This window comes from Paenibacillus tyrphae (assembly GCF_024158745.1).
In the GTDB taxonomy this organism is placed as follows: Bacteria; Bacillota; Bacilli; order Paenibacillales; family NBRC-103111; genus Paenibacillus_G; species Paenibacillus_G tyrfis_A.
In genome coordinates this window covers 33,697-52,307 of record NZ_JAMZAW010000020.1, presented here as the reverse complement: position 1 = coordinate 52,307, position 18,611 = coordinate 33,697, and the positions used below count along the sequence as shown (strand labels likewise).

Annotated in this window: 17 protein-coding genes; 1 reads left to right on the top strand and 16 read right to left on the bottom strand. The window is 53.6% G+C overall.

Going from position 1 to position 18,611, the window contains the following annotated elements:
- Window positions 1-93: 93 nt before the first annotated feature.
- The 5 genes from NI000_RS26340 to NI000_RS26320 form a co-directional block, all read right to left on the bottom strand.
- Window positions 94-2,988, bottom strand: a complete 2,895-nt coding sequence (locus NI000_RS26340) for a DUF4855 domain-containing protein (protein ID WP_253414390.1) — start codon at window positions 2,986-2,988, stop codon at window positions 94-96.
- Window positions 2,989-2,993: 5 nt separating this feature from the next.
- Window positions 2,994-3,227 carry a hypothetical protein gene (locus tag NI000_RS26335; RefSeq protein ID WP_253414345.1) on the bottom strand — a complete coding sequence of 78 codons (234 nt, stop codon included), beginning with the start codon at window positions 3,225-3,227 and terminating at the stop codon, window positions 2,994-2,996.
- Between the two features lie 223 nt (window positions 3,228-3,450).
- Window positions 3,451-4,323 (bottom strand): CPBP family intramembrane glutamic endopeptidase, encoded by an 873-nt coding sequence (locus NI000_RS26330; protein ID WP_253414344.1) that lies wholly within the window; start codon window positions 4,321-4,323, stop codon window positions 3,451-3,453.
- Window positions 4,324-4,464: 141 nt separating this feature from the next.
- Entirely contained in the window at window positions 4,465-5,241 is a 777-nt protein-coding gene (locus NI000_RS26325) for a DUF2268 domain-containing protein (RefSeq protein WP_253414343.1), read from the bottom strand.
- Window positions 5,234-5,845, bottom strand: a complete 612-nt coding sequence (locus NI000_RS26320; protein ID WP_253414342.1) for a TetR/AcrR family transcriptional regulator — start codon at window positions 5,843-5,845, stop codon at window positions 5,234-5,236. Before NI000_RS26320 ends, NI000_RS26325 begins: the two co-directional genes overlap by 8 nt.
- 228 nt (window positions 5,846-6,073) lie before the next feature.
- On the opposite strand from NI000_RS26320, the gene NI000_RS26315 reads away from it, so the two are divergent.
- On the top strand, window positions 6,074-7,243 hold the full coding sequence (locus tag NI000_RS26315) for a multidrug effflux MFS transporter (RefSeq protein ID WP_253414341.1): 1,170 nt from the start codon (window positions 6,074-6,076) through the stop codon (window positions 7,241-7,243).
- Window positions 7,244-7,369: 126 nt separating this feature from the next.
- Here the strand turns inward: NI000_RS26315 and NI000_RS26310 are convergent, their stop codons facing one another.
- The 11 genes from NI000_RS26310 to NI000_RS26260 form a co-directional block, all read right to left on the bottom strand.
- Window positions 7,370-8,431, bottom strand: a complete 1,062-nt coding sequence (locus NI000_RS26310) for a copper amine oxidase N-terminal domain-containing protein (RefSeq protein WP_253414340.1) — start codon at window positions 8,429-8,431, stop codon at window positions 7,370-7,372.
- A gap of 193 nt (window positions 8,432-8,624) precedes the next feature.
- A complete protein-coding gene (locus NI000_RS26305) occupies window positions 8,625-9,041 on the bottom strand; it encodes a GNAT family N-acetyltransferase (RefSeq protein WP_253414339.1) in 417 nt (138 codons plus the stop codon).
- A 247-nt stretch (window positions 9,042-9,288) separates the two neighbouring features.
- Window positions 9,289-10,038, bottom strand: a complete 750-nt coding sequence (locus NI000_RS26300) for a class I SAM-dependent methyltransferase (protein WP_253414338.1) — start codon at window positions 10,036-10,038, stop codon at window positions 9,289-9,291.
- Window positions 10,022-10,804 carry a class I SAM-dependent methyltransferase gene (locus tag NI000_RS26295; protein WP_253414337.1) on the bottom strand — a complete coding sequence of 261 codons (783 nt, stop codon included), beginning with the start codon at window positions 10,802-10,804 and terminating at the stop codon, window positions 10,022-10,024. The genes NI000_RS26300 and NI000_RS26295 overlap by 17 nt, the downstream gene beginning before the upstream one ends.
- A gap of 35 nt (window positions 10,805-10,839) precedes the next feature.
- Complete coding sequence (locus NI000_RS26290; protein WP_253414336.1) at window positions 10,840-12,504, bottom strand: nickel ABC transporter substrate-binding protein; 1,665 nt, start codon at window positions 12,502-12,504, stop codon at window positions 10,840-10,842.
- Between the two features lie 11 nt (window positions 12,505-12,515).
- A complete protein-coding gene (locus tag NI000_RS26285; protein ID WP_309247933.1) occupies window positions 12,516-13,505 on the bottom strand; it encodes an ABC transporter ATP-binding protein in 990 nt (329 codons plus the stop codon).
- Window positions 13,506-13,537: 32 nt separating this feature from the next.
- Entirely contained in the window at window positions 13,538-14,395 is an 858-nt protein-coding gene (locus tag NI000_RS26280) for an ABC transporter ATP-binding protein (protein ID WP_253414334.1), read from the bottom strand.
- 44 nt (window positions 14,396-14,439) lie between these two features.
- Window positions 14,440-15,261: a nickel transporter permease gene (gene nikC, locus NI000_RS26275; protein ID WP_253414333.1), complete on the bottom strand. Its 822-nt coding sequence runs from the start codon at window positions 15,259-15,261 to the stop codon at window positions 14,440-14,442.
- A gap of 52 nt (window positions 15,262-15,313) precedes the next feature.
- Window positions 15,314-16,246, bottom strand: a complete 933-nt coding sequence (nikB, locus tag NI000_RS26270) for a nickel ABC transporter permease (protein ID WP_253414332.1) — start codon at window positions 16,244-16,246, stop codon at window positions 15,314-15,316.
- 324 nt (window positions 16,247-16,570) lie between these two features.
- Window positions 16,571-18,310 (bottom strand): phosphoenolpyruvate--protein phosphotransferase, encoded by a 1,740-nt coding sequence (ptsP, locus tag NI000_RS26265; protein ID WP_253414331.1) that lies wholly within the window; start codon window positions 18,308-18,310, stop codon window positions 16,571-16,573.
- Complete coding sequence (locus tag NI000_RS26260) at window positions 18,310-18,579, bottom strand: HPr family phosphocarrier protein (RefSeq protein WP_253414330.1); 270 nt, start codon at window positions 18,577-18,579, stop codon at window positions 18,310-18,312. Before NI000_RS26260 ends, ptsP begins: the two co-directional genes overlap by 1 nt.
- Window positions 18,580-18,611: the final 32 nt, after the last annotated feature.

Here is an 18,611-nt window from a genome sequence, read left to right as displayed (position 1 = left end):
GCCTCCTTCTTAGCATACGTTCGCCTTTACTATGCACAAAGTTAATTTTTGTTATGCATACTTCATGCCAACGCGTAAACTAGTCTCTCCTTCTTACGGGGCCGTAGTCTGTGTCGCCTTCTTGAAGATCGCAATGGCTTCCTTTAGCTGGGCGGTTGCTTCATCCACATTCGCCTGCGTGAAGCCTTCTTGCTTCAGCTTTCTCATGATATGAATCGAAGCCTCGGCCAGATGTCCCTTTTCCTTACGGTATTCGTTACCGGTTTGCTGCAGGAGCATCTTCGCTTCGTCAAGCAATTGCTGCAGCTCGGAAGTATCCACCTGGCGATTGTCCCCTACCTGAACGGTCGATTCAAGCGTCTGCGGCTTGCCATTATAGGTGATTATTGCTTTGATCGTTGCCGTGCCTTCTTTTACTCCCTTAATCCGAATACGACTTCCGGATTCGCTCACCTTCTGGGCCGCATCGCCAATAACCTCCCACTGATAGGAAGCCTCCTCTTCGGGAACCGCATAACCATTTCCGAAGTTGCTCAGCAGCTTAATCGTTCTTTCCTGGACCGGCGTGGAGAAGAAGTGATATTGTCCGCGCCAAGCAACCTTGGCCCCCTTCTTCAACACGGCCGACTTATTAAACACTTGCAAGAAATAAGACTTGCCATAAGCTTGCGTAAATGCTACCGGCTGATCATCAGCGAGATATTGCAATTGTCCAAGTCCGTAATGGCGATCGAGCGATACAAGAAGCTGATGCTGACTTCCGTCTTGTACAGCCGAGCTAAGCCAGTACTTGTCTACGTCAGGATGCTCGGATTTCATGCCGGAGTCGCTATACTTGCCTGCTTCGCCTCTTGCGACCTCCGTCTCTCCTGCATAATAACGAATTTCGTGATTCCATGCGCCATTGACGGATTGCAAGCCATAATAGCGATACAAGGTGATGTCTTCCAAAGGCTGAATCTCAGTATGGACTTGTACTTTACCGCCCTCAACCTCATACGTGACCGTTTCTTGCAGGATCTCGCGCCCGCTGCCGTCCTGCTCCTTCGTGTTAAAGCCTTGGATCCGATTGACAACCTCGACCTTCACCTTTTTGCCGGAAATGACCTTTCCGTCCTTAGGCTCCTTCCCGTCAACCCATACGTTATATTGTACGGTTCTGCCTGTCGCAGAGCTGTTCTCGCCGCCGTCGTAATTGTGGTTGCCACCGGTAAAATCCTGTCCGTTGCCATTGCCGTTCTGATTGGCGCCTACAATATACGGACCGACCCAATCGGACACATCCGGCCACAGCATAACGGAAGAACGGGCCAAGTCAGGACTGGCATCCTTGTTCACATTCGGGCTGAGGCGCCATTCTTTCATTCCATACAGCTTGTTGGCACCGGCATGATCAAACACCATCCACAGATCATTTCCGCTATTGTATTTGTGCGCAATCTTGACGGTGCTGCCTTCCTTCACGACATATTGGGTACCTCCCTGCAGCGGATCGCGAAGAACCGGGCTATCGAATCCCTTATTGATTTGGAGAGGCGCTTCCGTCCCCTTTAACCGATGAGATGTCCACGGGGCGACCTCGACCGCTACAGATTCTGCTTCAAAAGGCCCCACCTGTGCACGGAGCACAGCGGTACCCGCTTGTACGGATCGAATCTTGCCTTCCGGCAATACTTCTATGACGCCGGGGTCCGAGCTGGTGAACACGGCCTCCGCCCGCTTCTGCGCTATATCATTCCGGTCGATGATACCCGGTGACCATACCGCGCCGATATCCATCGTCGCCAGTTTGGATGGAAGCGTTATCGCATAATCGGGCACAGCTTTGTCCGGACCTTCCCCTGCGTTCTGTAGAGCAATGTCACGATAGACGGTTTGCCGGTCGCGAATGTCAACCTTCACCTCTCGCCCTTGCATTCCCGGTTTCTCCACGACGAATGCATTTTGCGTCGCATATAATTCCTTTATTTCAAATTTTCCGTACACATCTGTCGTTACGACGGTTCCTCCCCGATCGGTTAACGTAGCACCGGCTATACCGTTTCCGTCACCATCAACCACACGCCCCGCAAAGTTCCCCGTTGGAGCTATAAATGTTCCTTTGGCAAACTTGTATATGTCCTTGTACATTTGTTTAGCCGCCGGAAACTCGGAATGGTAGAGATCATACAGAGCGTAAACATCTTGATAATAGGCAATCAGCGCATCGTTCATAAATTGCTTCTTAACGCCTGTAATCAGGTAATTGTAAAAGGCCTGACGATACCTTGGAAGGTCAATCATGCGCTGATCGAATTCTACTTCTACGCCTGCTTCATTAGCGTAAGCAATATCCGCGGTCTCCTCTACACGAGCCATTGTCGAGCTTTCATCGGAATAATGGTCCGGTTGAATCGCGGAAAAATCAAATCCGAGCCGCTGTCCATTGCCCTTCTCCCTCGCGCCGAACCACGGGGTCCAGCCCAGACGCAGACCTCGTTCCCGCAAATATTCCGAAGCATACTTTACACTTTCCTGCTCGCCGGCTACGGTCGTATCCAAGTCTTTCTGAAGCCAATAGAACCCGCTCAGCCTCAAATGCTTATATTTCTGCTGTTCGAAGCGCGCCGTCATCGTATCGACATACCAACGGATCAATGCTTTTCGCGTATCCAGGCTTTCCAGATTTTTAACGGTTCCGTCTCCATCGAAATCGCCGAAATCTTTGCTTTGTGGATCGGGGAACGGCAAGGTGAGATACACATTGACTCTCTTGCCCGGATCTTTCAAATCGCCGCTTACCTGCTCCACCGCCGCCTCAAGACCATCCAGCTGTATGCCCTTCTCGAATACCCGATCCATCGCCCATTTCCAATCCTGCAGGGTACCGGGCCGGCTGCCGGCTGCCCAATCGTAATAACGTCCCAAGCTCCCTTTGTATGGAGAGTAGGCCGTGAGCATAAGAAAGGTGTCAAAAAAATAGTCTTCTGCAACGCCTTTGTCATTCAGATAACCTACATAGGGCAGGAACCGGTCCTTGTCATAGTCCCCACCTTCATGCCATCATAATCGTCCGGGTTATAGTAGCCTGTGTAGATGAGCGCAATGTTCGAAGCGCCGTTGGATTTTTCACTGTTTTTGGGTAAATAAGCCGCTTGGCTGACTGACGGGAAAAAGGACATTACGATTACGGAAACAAGCATGAGTAAAGCAATCAGCAAACAATTCCTTTTCTTTAAGTTCATCATCTACGAGCTCACTCTCCTTTTGATCAGGTGAAACGCTTACAAAAAATAGCTCTATATTTCCTTTATCATCCCTTTCTTCTAAAATATCCAGCTGAATGTGGAAGATATATCCTTCATCATCATATCAAATTGGCGGATTAATTCAATCACTTCCTTTCCCAATTTTTCAAACAAAAAAATGCAGCCTCTCCTCCATGTTGGAGGCAGGCCGCATTGTAAAGAACTATGCGCGAATTTGATATTTAGTCATACGCCGCTGCCGTTTTCTATTCCACGCATACAACACCATAAAACAGAGAACACTCATTCCCGTGTCCAGCAGCCCCGCTTCCGGCCCGAAGTCCCCACCGGTCAGCCATCCTAAATGCTTTTGAAACGAAGCCACGAATACCCCATTCACATCGTTCCCGCTGACGGCTAGTCCATAAAGGCTGCCCTGCGCGTAGTTCCAAGCAAGATGATAGCCGATCGGCATCCATAAGCTGCCCGTTATCGTGAACATATAAGAAAATAACAGTCCGATCAGAAAAATATTGAAAACCGCCAAGGCCGATACGTCGTTATTTCCAAGATGAATCAAAGCGAACAACATCGCCGACAGCATATAAGCAAAGGGCAGCCGGTATTTTAAAGCTTCCATCGTTTTCATGATGTATCCTCGGAAAAACATTTCCTCCGAGAAACCGACCCATATAAACATAATCAGACTCCAGATCAGGCTGGATGCGCTCCAGGAAGGATTGATCCGAAGCGTAACCGCACCGGCCGCCACCAGAATCCCCGCGATGATCGACATGAAACCGAAGCCCAGTACAATGCCGACACCGAACTCACGAACTCCCGCCAACGTCAAGCGCATACCCAGGTCCCGTAAGCTTCGTTTTTTCAGGAGCATCCAGATTAGAAGCGTGGCTGCAATTCCCCCCAGCGGTGTAATCAGTTCCGGTCGAACAGATGAAACGAGTGACTTGCCGCCCCATTTGACCGACAGTATGAGTACAATCGCGAATTGCAAACCCACGAACAAGAGCAAGGATAAGAACAAATCCCACCCGAGCCGCATCTGGCCTGCGTTGTTTTTGAAAAGCTTCCGCAACTTGCCATCCCTCCGCAGCATGAACTTATCAATACTAACCTATTAACTTTCCTATGTTCACGCCAAAAAAGCAAGTCCTTGGAAGGACTTGCAGAAAAATTTAAGATATTGTTCCCCTATAAGCAAATGCGCGGAATCTACTCAAAAAACTCGGCTGCCGTCAATAATCTCTGCTGTAGTCATTCGCGTTGCCTCATAAATGGAGACCCCTGAGTTTTTCAAAAATTGCTGCACGGTATAGTAGCCAACCGCGTACCCGGCGGCATAGGAAAGCACGACGGGCGGATAACCTTGTTCCCTTGCGATCTCATCGCCGAACATATAGCTGCTCACTTCTGCAAATCCCTTGACCTCTAACGCTTGACGAATGACCTCGATGGAATAAAGCAAGTCTTCTACATCGTACGATGTCGCCCAGGAACCCAGCCTATTCTCACCGTACAGCGTACTGGCAAAAGAATCCGCCAGCCCTTCAATGATGATGTAATCCCCTACGCTTACGTTGCCGTGATCCCAGTCAAAATAAGAAAAACGAATATTATGATGAAGCTCGTGGGCAACAATCGCCGGGATTCTCGGGATGTTATAATCGTTGGGATAGATCATCAGCTGAATATAGCCGGGGATTCCCCCAAAGCCGGAATAACCCTTGGTGTAAGCAAGTTTTTGAGGATCGGCCAGATAAGCGCCAAAACGTAGCGATGTAGCATTTACTCGCAAACCAGCTTCCCCCATACGATTGAGACAATGAAGCAGCGTATGCTCGGCTACATGGTTGATATCGATTTCTTTGAGCTTCTTTAAGCCTGTTTGCCCGATGTCCGTCTCTTTCATGTCCAGATCGACCTTTTTGGGGATGAGCTGCCGAATGATCAGCACAATAACGACTGCCAGGATAATGAGCATAAATTTATCCATCCGCTTGATCCCCTCTTTTTCTCGTTAAGTAATAGTCGATGAGCTGATCCACCGTTTCTTCCGGGTACTGTTCCGGGCTTTGAAGCACATGAATGATCAGCCCTTCGATAAAGCAATAAACAATCTCCGCTTCCAATTCCCGATTACAGTCTGGCTGAAGGTAACCAAGCTCCCCCATAAGATCGACAATCATCCCCATGATATACCTTGTATAATGATTCATCTGCTGCTGCAATTCAAGAAGCTCCGGATTGCTGAAGGACTGGCCTAGAAACGCAACCCACACCCTTCGCTCCGATAACTCCTCCTGATTGACGGGAACGAGAAATTTCATCAGTCTTCTGACCGCTTCTTCATCCGAACCCTGAAAAGCTTTCGTACGAGTCATGGCTCTCTCATGTACCCGATCCAACACCAGCTTCATGGAATAATAAATTAATAGATCTTTTGACGAAAAATGATGCTGGATCATTCCGGCCGAAATGCTTGCTTCATCTGCGATTTGTTGGATCGATGCTTTATCCAACCCATGCTTTAATATCACACGCCAAGCAGCGGATGCGATCTGGTTTTTCCTCTCCGTAAGATCGACTTTTTTGGGCATGGAAAAATACTCCTTTCAGTTTTTACAATATGGTCATATTGCAAAAATGCACCGCAGGTGTCGACAGACTTCCCAAATCCTGCTAGAATGCACTATAGATCTCCCCCCTATAAAAGAATAAAGGTGAAAAATCATGCTATCCTTTTCCAGATTGAGTAAATGCAAACCCCCGATCCCGTAATTTCTTTGCCGGCTCATTGAGATTTTCGAATTATAGGGGGATTGGCTGTGCAAAGAAAAATCTCAACACCATCATTATGGCTGTTAATCATTCTTGTTGGTTTTCCGCAAATTAGCGAAACAATCTATACACCTTCATTACCGGATATCGCGAAAAGCCTGCATACAACCGACAATGCGATCCAGCTGACACTCAGCATTTATTTCCTCGGTTTCGCCGCTGGCGTTTTTTGCTGGGGAAGGCTTTCGGATTCCATCGGGCGACGTCCTGCTATGCTTTGGGGAATCTTGGTTTATTCTCTGGGCAGCTTGGGATGTTACCTGTCCGGTTCGGCGGAATGGCTGCTCGTAAGCCGGTTCATTCAGGCTTTTGGCGCCAGCACCGGTTCGGTAGTGACTCAAACCATACTACGTGAGAGTATCGATGGAGCTAAGCGACATGCCGTGTTTGCTCAGATCTCTGCGGCACTTGCCTTTACACCGGCCATCGGGCCGTTGATTGGAGGATGGGTTGATCAAGCGTTCGGCTTTAGAGCCGTGTTCTTCACGCTTGTCGGGATGAGCGCCGCCATTTTTACGTACACCTTGGTTTCTCTGCCCGAGACAAGGGTGTCCACGAGCTCCGGGGTTCATACGTTTTCAGTAGCCAAGCGCTTGGTGTCTGACCGAAGAGTATGGTCATTCGGGTTTCTCATCGGAGCGGCAAACGGCATATTGTTTAGTTACTATGCCGAGGCCCCGTTCATTTTTATCGAGTTTTTTCATATGAATCCGGGCGTATTCGGTTTTTTGGGAATTTTCGTGGCGCTGTCCTCCATCCTCGGTGCGATGCTTTCGAAGAAATTGCTAACCCGGGTCCCGGCGGAAAAAATTATTTTTCTCGGTTCCCTCGTTACGATGGCCGGAGCCGTAGGTCTCACCGTTCTTGCACTTTATGGCATAAGCCCTTCCGCAGCAGGATTGGCGTTCATGGTCGCTTCGATCTTCATCCTCCTGTTGGGAATCGGTATGGCTATTCCGAACTGCCTGAGTCTGGCGCTCGTCAATTATGGCGATGTCCTTGGTACCGCGGGCGCCATTTTCGGATTAGGTTATTACGTGGTGATCAGCCTTATCACCAGCGGAATGAGCTATCTTCACAACGGTTCGTTACTCATCATGCCTATATATTTTCTCGTATTGGCAGTTAGTATGGCCCTTGTGAGTAAAAAGCTGTAAGCATCGGAAGCCGGTTCTCTCGAAGCAGAGAGTCGGCTTCTCTGCATTATGCCCTCTGTCGATGGTCAAAAAAAATAGGCTCCCAAGGGGGAGCCTGCTTGAGCAGTTGTTCGTTAAAGCATCAACTTAGTTTTCTACAATGATTTTGACGGCTTGACCGATTGGCGGTAAGCTCTTGGTCAAGATCGGACCATAGAAGGCATACACTTTATCGCCTTTTTTAAGCTGATTTGATGCAACCGGCTGATTATCCTTCGTTCCGATCACAGGTGTTTCCCCTGTCACATTCAGGACTACCGTGTCATGCGATCCGTCGCTAAGCTTATTCCCTTTAATCGTAAGACGCGTTGTCCCCTCCGCCGAAGAGGTCACCTCCTCGATCTCGCCTGCCGTACCTAAAGTTTGTTGCGCGGCAGGGCTTTGTTTCACGATAATCTTTTTCGCATGAGTCATCGGCGGCATGCTCATGGCCATCGCCAGACCGTGCTCCGCTTCGATGAACATGCCGAGCTGCAGATCGGCAAGCGTCAGCTTTTGGTTCGTGTCGGATACGATCTCCGTTTCGTCGGAAATATTCAGTCGGACGCCGTGCCCATAGCCGTTAAGGCCGATCTCTCCGCCTTTATCGCGGTAGGTAATGCTAGTAACCGTTCCTTGCTTGGTTGTGCTAGCCGCCTGTTCACCGTTTTCTTGCTTCTTGGAATTGATATTGATCGTACCCGTTGCGTCCACCTTCACTTGAAGCTTCATCACCTTTTCGAAATAGGACAACGGAACATACGTTTTCTCATTCGTTAATTCCGGTGCCACCTCGAGCGGAACGAGCATTTTGGCAAAGCCGTATTGGCCTTGTCCGATCTGAAGGGTTAGCCATTGGTTGCCTTGAATCATTTCCAGCGACTGCGTTTCCTGCTTCCAGGTCAGCTTATAGCCAAGCGCTTCGGCGGCAGCGCGAATCGGTATCATAATTTGATTTTTGGCGCCGACGTATATCGGGTTCTCTTCGGGAGAGAATCCTTTTCCATTGATGACGAGAACAAATTTAAGACCGCCGTAGGAATCCTGCGGAGTAGGAGCGGAAATCGGCAGCGGTTTTACCGTAGATGGCTCGCTTGGAGCGGCGGACACGACGTTAGTGGCAAGGAGCGCGCCGGCCAGGACAGCCCCGAGTACTTTGAATGGTTTCATGATGTCATATACCTCCTGTATGAACCTTATGTAAGATAACAACCCATGGAGCCAGCGCTCCATATTTGCTGTTCTCAATCTCCTAAACGCGACGTCAGGCTAAAATGTTGCACGACAGGAATTCCAAGCAAAAAAAACGCCTGCTCTAGAAGTGAAGGGCAAGCGTACTGGTATCGTTTCCCAATGGTGTCGGTCAAAGAAGCCTTTTCTCCATACATATACTGCTGGGGCAATCCACATATTCTCCAAAAGGGGCGATATCGATAAATCCGAATTTCTTGTAAAGCGCGATCGATTCGGGCTGCATGGGCCCGGTTTCGAGGAGTAAGGATGTAAATCCCGCCCGCGCCGCTTCCTGCTCCAAGAAAGACAAGATACTTGACGCAATCCCTTTATTTCTGAAAGAAGGATCTACAAAAATCCGTTTCAATTCGGCAGCCTGTGCATCTAAAGGGCGGTAAGCCCCGCAGCCGGTAGCCACACCGTTCCAATAGGCAAGGACGAACACAACCTCATCAACCTTAGCCCCTTCCAAATCAACGCCAAACACTTCATCGGCAGGGTACAACGAATATAAGTAATCGTCCAGTTTGGCAATCAATGCGATCAAATGCTCATGGTTCGGCTCCACGACTTGTATAGTTAGCGTCTCCATTCTCTGCTCCCTCTGTATGAAATCTAGTTCCGATTATACAGAATCCACTTTATTCCGGCAACTATCATATCTTGATTTGTTAAATAATATTACATGAGCTGATGTCGCCGATAGAAAATAAAATGCCATGAAGCCAAAACGCCTCAAACTAAAGAAGGCCGTCGCAAAATTGCCTCGACAGCCTGAGTCCCTATGAGTTAGATTACTTCTGCCCGCATACCATAAACATCGGCGTTGACCGGCTTAATACTTGCTGCTTCTCATCCAACACTCGCTCCGACAAATGTTCCACGCTGAACGCATCGCTGTAGCCTTCGGCTTTCAGCGCGTGCAGATCCCATGCCGGACGGCATTCCCTCGTTAACGGCAGCAGCAGGCTGAGTCGGTCGGATTCCTCCCAATCGACATGTCTGGGCGGACTGCCCCAGCCTCTCGCTTCATACTCGCGCAGATCCGCATCCCGCCTCGCCCGCATTTCGTCGTCAACCAAATGACGGTTCCAGTTGGCATCGAATACGAGCAACCGGCCGCCCGGACGCAGCACCTTTAGCCACTCGCCGTAAGCCGCCTGCGGCGCATGAAGCGTCCATGTCAGGTTGCGGCACACGATCAAGTCCAAGCTATTGGGCTTCAGCTCCAGCTTGTGCGAGTCCATTTTGCGGAACTGCGGCTCCACCCCTGCCTGCTCGGCATTGCGGCGCGCGCATGTCAGCATATTTTCCGTGCAGTCGATGCCCAGAACGTGGTGGCCGGCCTGCGACAAAATAATCGTGAAAAAACCAGGCCCGCAGCCGATATCCAGCACATCGAGACGCTCCTTCGGCGGAGCGTATTCCAGAATCAAATCAAGCCAGGCCTGCTTTTCAGGACCGTTCAGTTCCTTTTGGATGCTGTCGCTATACAGCTCCGCTTCGCCGTTCCAATACGTTTCGACTTCATTTTGAATGGTCATCCCGTTGCTCCTTCTTTGCTATGATCATAAAACGTCTTTCGCTTTGATAGCCGTATTTCAAATGCTGCATTGTCATCTTGTAGCCGGACGTAAAATCACGGCGAATTTCCTGAATACGAAATCCGGCTCGCTGCAAAGCCTCTTGATCCGCCTCCGGACGCAGGACCTGGACGAACGGCAGTTTGCCCAGCAGCTCCTTCTCCCGATCGGACCGGCTTCTCACTCTCAGCTCCGTAAGGAGGATAAGCGTCCATCCGAGGGCGTACCACAGCTTGTTGAAGGGCGCCGGTTTCTCCGGCTCCTCCCGGTACAAATAATTGCCGTCGAATACGATTAGCGTGCCGCCCGGCTTTAGGACGCGGTACCATTCCGCATAGGCTCCGTACGGGTCGGGCAGCGTCCAGACGACATCGCGGCATACGACCGCATCGAAGGCGTTGTCCTTTTCGGCATGGAGACGGGCCGCGTCGCCCAAATAGGCTTTCACGTCAACGCCAGACGCCTTAAAATTGCGCGATGCCGTCTCGATCATCCCCTGCGAGGCGTCGACAGCCGTAACGCGATGGCCCATTTTAGAGAGCAGGATCGAAAAAAATCCGGGTCCGGTCCCCATATCCAGGACGGTTTGCCCCTCCCTGCCGCCCAACCCTTCGTTCAACAGCGATGTCCACATGGATACGGTCCGTCGGCTGCGGAACTGCGCCTTGACTGCTTTATCGTAGCCGTCGGAGCTGGACGTCCAGTACTTGGAAATGTCTTTCAACATAGCGTCTCTCCTAGAAGTTTATCAATAATTTATAGTTACTTGACATCCAGCTCGTTCCAAACGACCGGTAAGTAAGCGGTCTGCCCAAGCTTAAAACCTTTGACCCTGTTATTGACGACAAAAATGTCATCCGGATAATAAACCGGCAGAACCATCGCTTGCTGGAACATCCGGCCGAATAGCGCATCATACTTATCCTGTCTTGCTTTGGCACCCGTCGCTCCCATCGCTTCGTCGATCAAAGCTTCCAATTGCGGATCTGCCCAAGCGACGGCCGGAGCACTCCCCGTCCGATGGAATAGCGACAGCAGGAAATAGTGCGGGTTCTGGGAATCCGCATACGTGCGGTAAATGAGCATATCGTACTGCTTGTTCTTCCATAGCGCATCGTAATAGGCATTCGCTTCCAGCACCTTCAGGCTGACGCCGATGCCGATTTCCTTAAGCTGGGACTGGACAAACTCGGCGATTGATTTCCATTCCGGGAACTCGGTTTGCTGCAGCACAAAATTCAATTCGAGCGGCTTGCCGTTTTTCTCGACGATGCCGTCGCCGTTCGTATCCGCAAAGCCCGCTTCTTTAAGCAATTGCTTCGCTTGCTCCGGCTCATAGCCGTACCATCGGATATTCTCTACGGTCACATAAGGCACGGTAGCCGGGAACAAGCCTTGCGCTTCCTTGCCCATGCCGCCCATCAGCTTGTCGACAATGCTTTTTTTATTGACAGCCAGATTGATCGCCTTGCGGACGTTCACATCCTGCAGGAACGGGTTGGAGCCATTAAAGACGACAAAATGCGAATTCGAGCCGGGAGCGGATTGTACGGTTAATGAGTCGGATTTTTGAGCGACCTGAATACTTTCAGGCGCAATTTTGCCCATCTGCCCGCCGGAAATGTCGACCGAGCCGTTTTGCAGCGCCAGCAGGCGGGATTGCGGATCGTTGACGACCTTCAGCACGATTTTGTTCAGCAACGGTGCTTTTCCCCAGTAATTGGGGTTTCGTACCAGCACGGCCTGCTGATCCTTCGTATAGCTTTCGACCTTCCACGCGCCGGTGCCGATGGGCTTGACGAACTTGCCTTTGACATCTCCTGCCGGCTCAACAGCCGAAGGAGAAAGGATGCGTACCGGTCTGGCATACGTCAGCTCGGTCAGAAACGGATAAAACGCCTGGCTAAATGTCATCTTGACCGTGTGGGCATCAACGACCGCAATTTCCTGCAGCGCCTTCGCCACATTGATGGAGGAATTGGCCGGGTCCTTGTACCAACGCTCGAACGAGAACTTGACCGCCGCCGCATTAAATTCGGTGCCGTCGGAAAATTTGACGTCTTTGCGCAGCTTGAACGTATATTCCTTGCCGTCGGGAGATATGGTCCACGATTCGGCTAACGAAGGCAAAATTTCGCCTTTCTCGCCGTATTCAACCAAGGAATCGTAGATCATCGGATGCACCTGAATCGAGCCTTTGTAAGTCCCGGCATCGAGCTGGTCGATCCCTGGATCGGAAGCGATGGCGACGACCACCTGTTTATCGCCCGGCGTCCCGGCGCTTCCTCTTCCCTCAGCCGTCTGGCTTGTGCCGCCTTTATCTCCGGCCGAGCAGCCGGTAACGAGCACCAGCAGAACGCATAAAAAGATTAAAACGGCTTGTATTGCAAAAAATCGTTTGTTGCGGCCTGCGCTGTTCTGTTTCATCTTCGTTGCCCCTATTCTTTAACGATTTGATTCACATAGAGATGGCAGGCAGCCTCGTGAAACGGCCGCTTTCGTTCGAGTGCGGGCTCGACCGTAGTGCAGACCGGCATCGCCGCCGGACAACGGCTGCAAAACCGACAGCCCTGCGTAACGCCCTCTCCCTGCGGCATTGCCGGTTCGCCGAACGGCCTCCCTGTCCTGCTCCGCCTGAGCCTCGGATCTTGCACCGGAACCGCGTCCAACAGCGCACGGGTATACGGATGCAGCGCCTCTTCGGCGATACGGGCTGCCGGGAGCGTCTCCACGATTTGCCCCCTATACATAACGGTTACCCGGTCGCAGAAGCGGGATACGGACGATAAATCGTGAGTAATATACAGATACGACAGTCCGAGACGTATCTTCAGTTCCTCAAGGAGCACCAGCATCTGCCGGCGAAGCTTGAAATCGAGGCTCGAAAACGGCTCGTCGCAGATCAGCAGCTCCGGTTGAAGGACAAGCGCCCGTGCGATGTTTACCCGCTGCAGCTGCCCGCCGCTTAATTCGTGAGGGTACCGCTTCGCATAGGCCGCCCCCAGCCCGACCATGTCCAGACTTTCCAGTACGACGCGTCTGCGTTCGTTCGCTGCCATGCCTCGGTAATTGCTTAGCGGCTCGCCGACTATTCGTTCCACCGTAAACAGCGGATCGAACGAGGAGTAGCTGTTCTGGAACACCATCTGCATCCTGCCGCGAATCGTCCGCAGCCGTTTGAATCCCCATCGGGTTACATCTTCCCCGCCGAACAGCAGACGGCCTTCGGTCGCCGTTTCGAGACCGAGCAGCAGACGGGCAAGCGTACTCTTGCCGCTGCCGCTTTCGCCTACGAGCCCGAGCGTCTCCCCCTTGTCCACATGCAGACTGACCCGGTCCACGGCGGGCGTAGCATCGTTGGCCGACGGAAACCATCGCCCTTCCCGTTTATATACCTTCGTCAGTCCTTCCGTCTCGATCAGCCTCACAACGCTCCTGTCCCCTTCCAAGCTCCGCCCGTTTACCTGCATTCGAGCAATTCTCTGGTGTAAGCATGCCGCGGACGGGCAAATATTTCGAACACATGGCCCGATTCGACGATCCGCCCGCCTTTCATGACATAAACCTCGTCGGCGATTTCGGCCACGACGCCCAAGTCGTGAGTGATGAGCAAAATGCCCATGCCGCTCTCCCTCCTAAGCCGGTCAAGCTCATGCAATATTTGCGCTTGAACCGTGACATCGAGCGCGGTCGTCGGCTCATCGGCGATCAAGAGCTTAGCTCCGGAGACAAGGGCGATAGCGATCATCACGCGCTGGCACATGCCCCCGGACAACTGGAAAGGAAACTTGCGCAGCAGCGTCTCCGGCTTAGGCAGCCCTGCCCGGCGCAGTTGGTCGACGGCCAGCTTCTTGGCCTCAGCTCCTTGCACTTTCAGGTGCCGCCGGATGGTTTCGATTAGCTGCCTGCCGATCGTCAGAACCGGATTCAGCGCATTCGCCGGGTCCTGAAAAATCATCGCCACCGCGCTGCCTCTGTACCGGCGCAGTTCCCTTGCGGACAGCCGGCGGAGGTCCGTGCCGTCCAGCCAAATCTCCCCCTCCGCGGTATGCCGGCGAGGGTCGAGCAGGCCGGGCACGGCTTGGGCCAGCGTGCTTTTGCCGCTGCCGCTTTCCCCGACGAGCGCGACGATCCGCCCTTCCTTTACCTCCAGGCTGACCTCGTCCACGGCACGCACAACAGGCCCGGAGGCATGGCGTTCCGATGCGTGAAACGACACGCTCAGCCGATGGATTCGCAGTATCGCCGGAATTTCTGCCGCTTCCTGCATATGGCTCCGTTCGACCCGCGGTGCTGCCTCTTGCGTCATTACCGACATCGCGATTCCCCCTTGCTCATGTATTGTTGATGCCGTGTGCTGACTTATCCCGTGCCGCGCAGCATTTTGCGCAGCCCCTCCCCGACCAGATTGAAGCCGAGTACGACGATCATCACGGTCAGTCCCGGAAAAAGCATCAACTGCGGATCGGTCTGCATGTACGGCCGCGAATCGCTCAGCATCACGCCCCATTCAGGCGTGGGCGGCTGTGCGCCGAGACCGAGGAACGAGAGACCGGACACGGATAAAATAATCGTCCCGATCTCTACCGAAGCGAGCACGATAATCGGACTGACCGCATGAGGCAACACATGGCGCAGCACAATCTGCAAGTGCGTCGCGCCGCCGGCCCGCGCCGCCGTTATGTAGTCCTTTTCCTTGATCTGCAGCACCATCCCGCGTATAATGCGCGCGTAGCTCGTCCACCAGACGGAAGCGAACGCCAGCAGCAGGTTAAGCAAGCCGGGCCCGAGCATACCTGTAATCGCCAAGGACAGAATCAGACTTGGAAAAGCGAGCAGAATATCGATAAACCGCATGATGAGATGATCGACTTTGCCGCCGACGTAACCGGCAACGATGCCGACCGGTACGGAGACCGCAAGCATCATGCCCAGCACGGCAACGGAATAAAACAGCGAAGTGCGCGTTCCATACATCAGACGGGATAGGATATCCCGCCCCATTTGATCCGTGCCGAAAGGGTAATCCGGCGAAGGTCCGGTCAGCTTCATGTCCAGATTCACCTTCAGCGGATCCCAGGGCGCGATGTACGGCGCAAAGATGCCGACCGCGATAAAACCGATCACGATCAGTCCGCCGGTCCAAAACGCGGCATTGCCCGGAATTTTTCGCCCCCGTTTCATGCCGGATGATCTCCTTTCTTTTTGCATATGACGGCTCTTCGCGCGGTACTGCTCAACGCAGCCGGATTCTCGGGTCGATCATCCGGTAGCCCAAATCGACGACCAGATTGACGCTTACGACGAAGACGGCCATCAGCAGCACGTACCCCTGAATAACAATAAAATCTTTTTTAAATATCGCATCGACGGCAAATTTGCCGATACCCGGCCAAGAAAATATCGTCTCGACGATCACCGATCCGCCGAGCAGCCCCCCGATATTGATGCCGAGCATCGTCATCACCGGAAGCAGGGCATTGACGACAGCATGCCGTCCGATGACGAGACATTCCTGCAAGCCTTTGGCCCGCGCCGCCTTGATATAACTGGTACCGAGCACTTCCAGCAGACCGGAGCGGATCACCCGGATATAGTTGCCCGCCATCCCGACTCCCAGCGTGAGCGCAGGCAGCACCACACTTCGGAACCCGTCCATGCCCATGACCGGAAACAGCTTAAGCTTGACCGAGCCGTAATAAACAAGCAGCAGGCCGAGCCAGTAGCCGGGCATCGAAATGCCCAGCATCGCGATGACTCCTGCCAAACGGTCCGCCCACGAATGCGGATACAGCGCCGCACCGATTCCTAGGGGAAGCGAGATGGCCAACATCGCTACAAGCGCCCACATCCCGAGCAGCAGCGTTGCCGGAAGCCTATCCGTCAACTCCTGCCAAACCGGGAGATTGCTGCTGTACGAACGACCAAGGTCCAGATGCAACACCCGCCATAGCCAGGCCGCGTACTGCTTGTATACGGGGTCGTTCAACCCCATGGTTTCCCTCGCCGCGTCGATCGCTTCTTGCGTAGGCTGCACCCCTGACGCTCCGCGCAGCATAATTTCCGCAGGATCGCCCGGAGTCAAATTCATAAGCGCAAAGGTTATGCAAGTAACGCCGATGAATACCGGAATCATATGCAGCACCCGCCGCAAAAAATAAGCTATCATGTTCACCACTTTCTGAGCTGTCAGTACCGACGGGATATAAGTAATAATTACGATTATGATAGTTGTTAAAGCGTACTTCTTAAGCGCGCCCGCAGAAACCATGTCATGGCAGCAAGCTTGGAAGGTCATTAACGTTATTACTTCGTAATTATTACTATTTGATATCTTATATTGCTCTACTGCGGATTGTCAATCCAAAAAAACTCGTCACATGTTGCATTCTGCCAAAATAAAAAAGAAGACGTATCCCGCGCTTTCTTGCAGCTCGGGATACGTCCTCAAAATAATCCTTCAACAGCTTTCACAATAAGCTGGCGCTCAGTCCTACAGCTCCGCCCGGAAGCGCTCCAGCTCACGGCGTACTTCGGCAGCGGTTGCAAGCTGCAGCCACTGCGGCGCCCGCTCCCGGCACGTCTCGGCGTTCAGTTGGGCGAGCGCGCGTTTCACCTTCGGCAGCGCTCCCGTTTCCATGCTCCACTCGTCGAGACCGAGCCCGAGCAGGAGAGGCGCCGCCAGCGGGTCGCCGGCCATGCCGCCGCACATCCCCGTCCACTTGCCGTGCCGGTGGGCCGCTTCGATCACCCGGCGAATCAGCTCCAGCACCGCCGGGTGGAAATAATCGTACAGCTCCGCGACCTTCTCGTTCATCCGGTCGACGGCCAGTGTGTACTGGACGAGATCGTTCGTCCCGATGCTGAAGAAATCTACCTCGCGCGCAAAGCTGTCGGCCATCACCGCCGTGGACGGAACCTCGACCATGATGCCCAGCTCGACGTTCCGGTCGAAATCGACGCCTTCGCGGCGCAGCTCCTCCATCGCCTCGTGCGCTGCACCTCTCGCCTTTCTCCATTCGTCCATACTGGAGATCATCGGAAACATGATCTTGACGCTGCCATGCGCACTGGCCCGCAAAATCGCCCGCAGCTGCGTTCTCAGCAGCTCGGGACGATCGAGGCCGATCCGAATGGCGCGGTAGCCGAGAAACGGGTTTGTCTCTTTGGGCAGCTCAAGCGCCGGAAGCTCCTTATCTCCGCCGATGTCAAGCGTACGGATGATCACGGGACGGCCCGCCATCGCTTCCGCGACGCGCCGGTATGCGGCATATTGCGCTTCTTCATCCGGAAGCCGCGACGCGCCCATGAACAGAAACTCCGTCCGGTACAGCCCGATGCCGTCCGCGCCGGCTTCCGCAGCCGCCTCAGCCTCCGGAACGGTGCCGATATTGGCGGCCAGCTCCACCCGCCGGCCGTCTGCGGTTACCGCCGGGCGGGAGCGGAACGCCTCAAGCTCGTCCCGAAGCGCACGCTCCTGCTCCTGCAGCTCCGCCGCCTCCCGGAGGTAAGTGTCCTCCGGGTTGCGGACGCACAGGCCTGCGCTCCCGTCGACGACCAATGTCTCGCCGTCCCGGACGGCGTCCAATGCGTCGCCCGCCCCGACGACCGCGGGGATGCCCAGCGACCGGGCCAAAATCGCCGTATGCGACGTCTTCCCGCCGACCCGCGTGACGAAGGCCAGCACGACGCGCGGATCGAGCTGCACCGTATCCGACGGCGCCAGATCGTCGGCGACTAGAATCACGGGCTCGCGAAGCTCCGAGAGCCGGACCGCAGCCCCTCCGCGCAGGCTGGACAGCAAGCGGCCCCCGATGTCCCGGATATCCGCCGCGCGCTCCCGCATATATTCGTTTGCCATGCTTTCCAGCCGCGCCGCGTAAAATTCGGTGACCTCCCGGACCGCCCGGGCCGCCGATACATACAGCTCCGCGACCTTCTGTTCCATCGCCGGATAAAACTTGGGATCGTCGAGAAACCGCAGCTGGCCCGCAATAATTCCGGCCTTGTCATCCCCGAGCGTCAGCTTCGTCCGCTCCACCATAGCTTGCAGCTCCGACGCGCAGGCCCCCTTCGCCTGGCGCAGCCTTGCCGTTTCCGCCGCCACCTCATCCGGACCGATGCTTTCGAGTTCCGGCTCCATGCCTGCCGCCGCTCCCGGCGAATACCGCAGCGCGCTTCCGATCTGCACGCCTTCCGACACGCCGATGCCTGAAATCCGCTGCTCCCTCATCACGATTCACCGAACTTGCTTTCGATCAGCTCGGCCAATGCCTGCAAGCATTCCTGCTCGTCCGGGCCACTGACTTCCAAAGTAACGCGGGCACCTTTCTCCAGCCCAAGGGTCATCAGGTCCAGCATGCTTTTTCCGTCGGCTTCTTCGCCGCTCTCGCTGCGCACCTTGAGGTCCGAGCGAAATTCGTTAGCCTTGTCTACGAACAGCTGGGCCGGCCGGACATGAAAGCCCTGTTCGTTTCGTATGATTATCTCTTTCGTCACCATGCAGCATGCCTCCTAACCTATAATTTTTATAT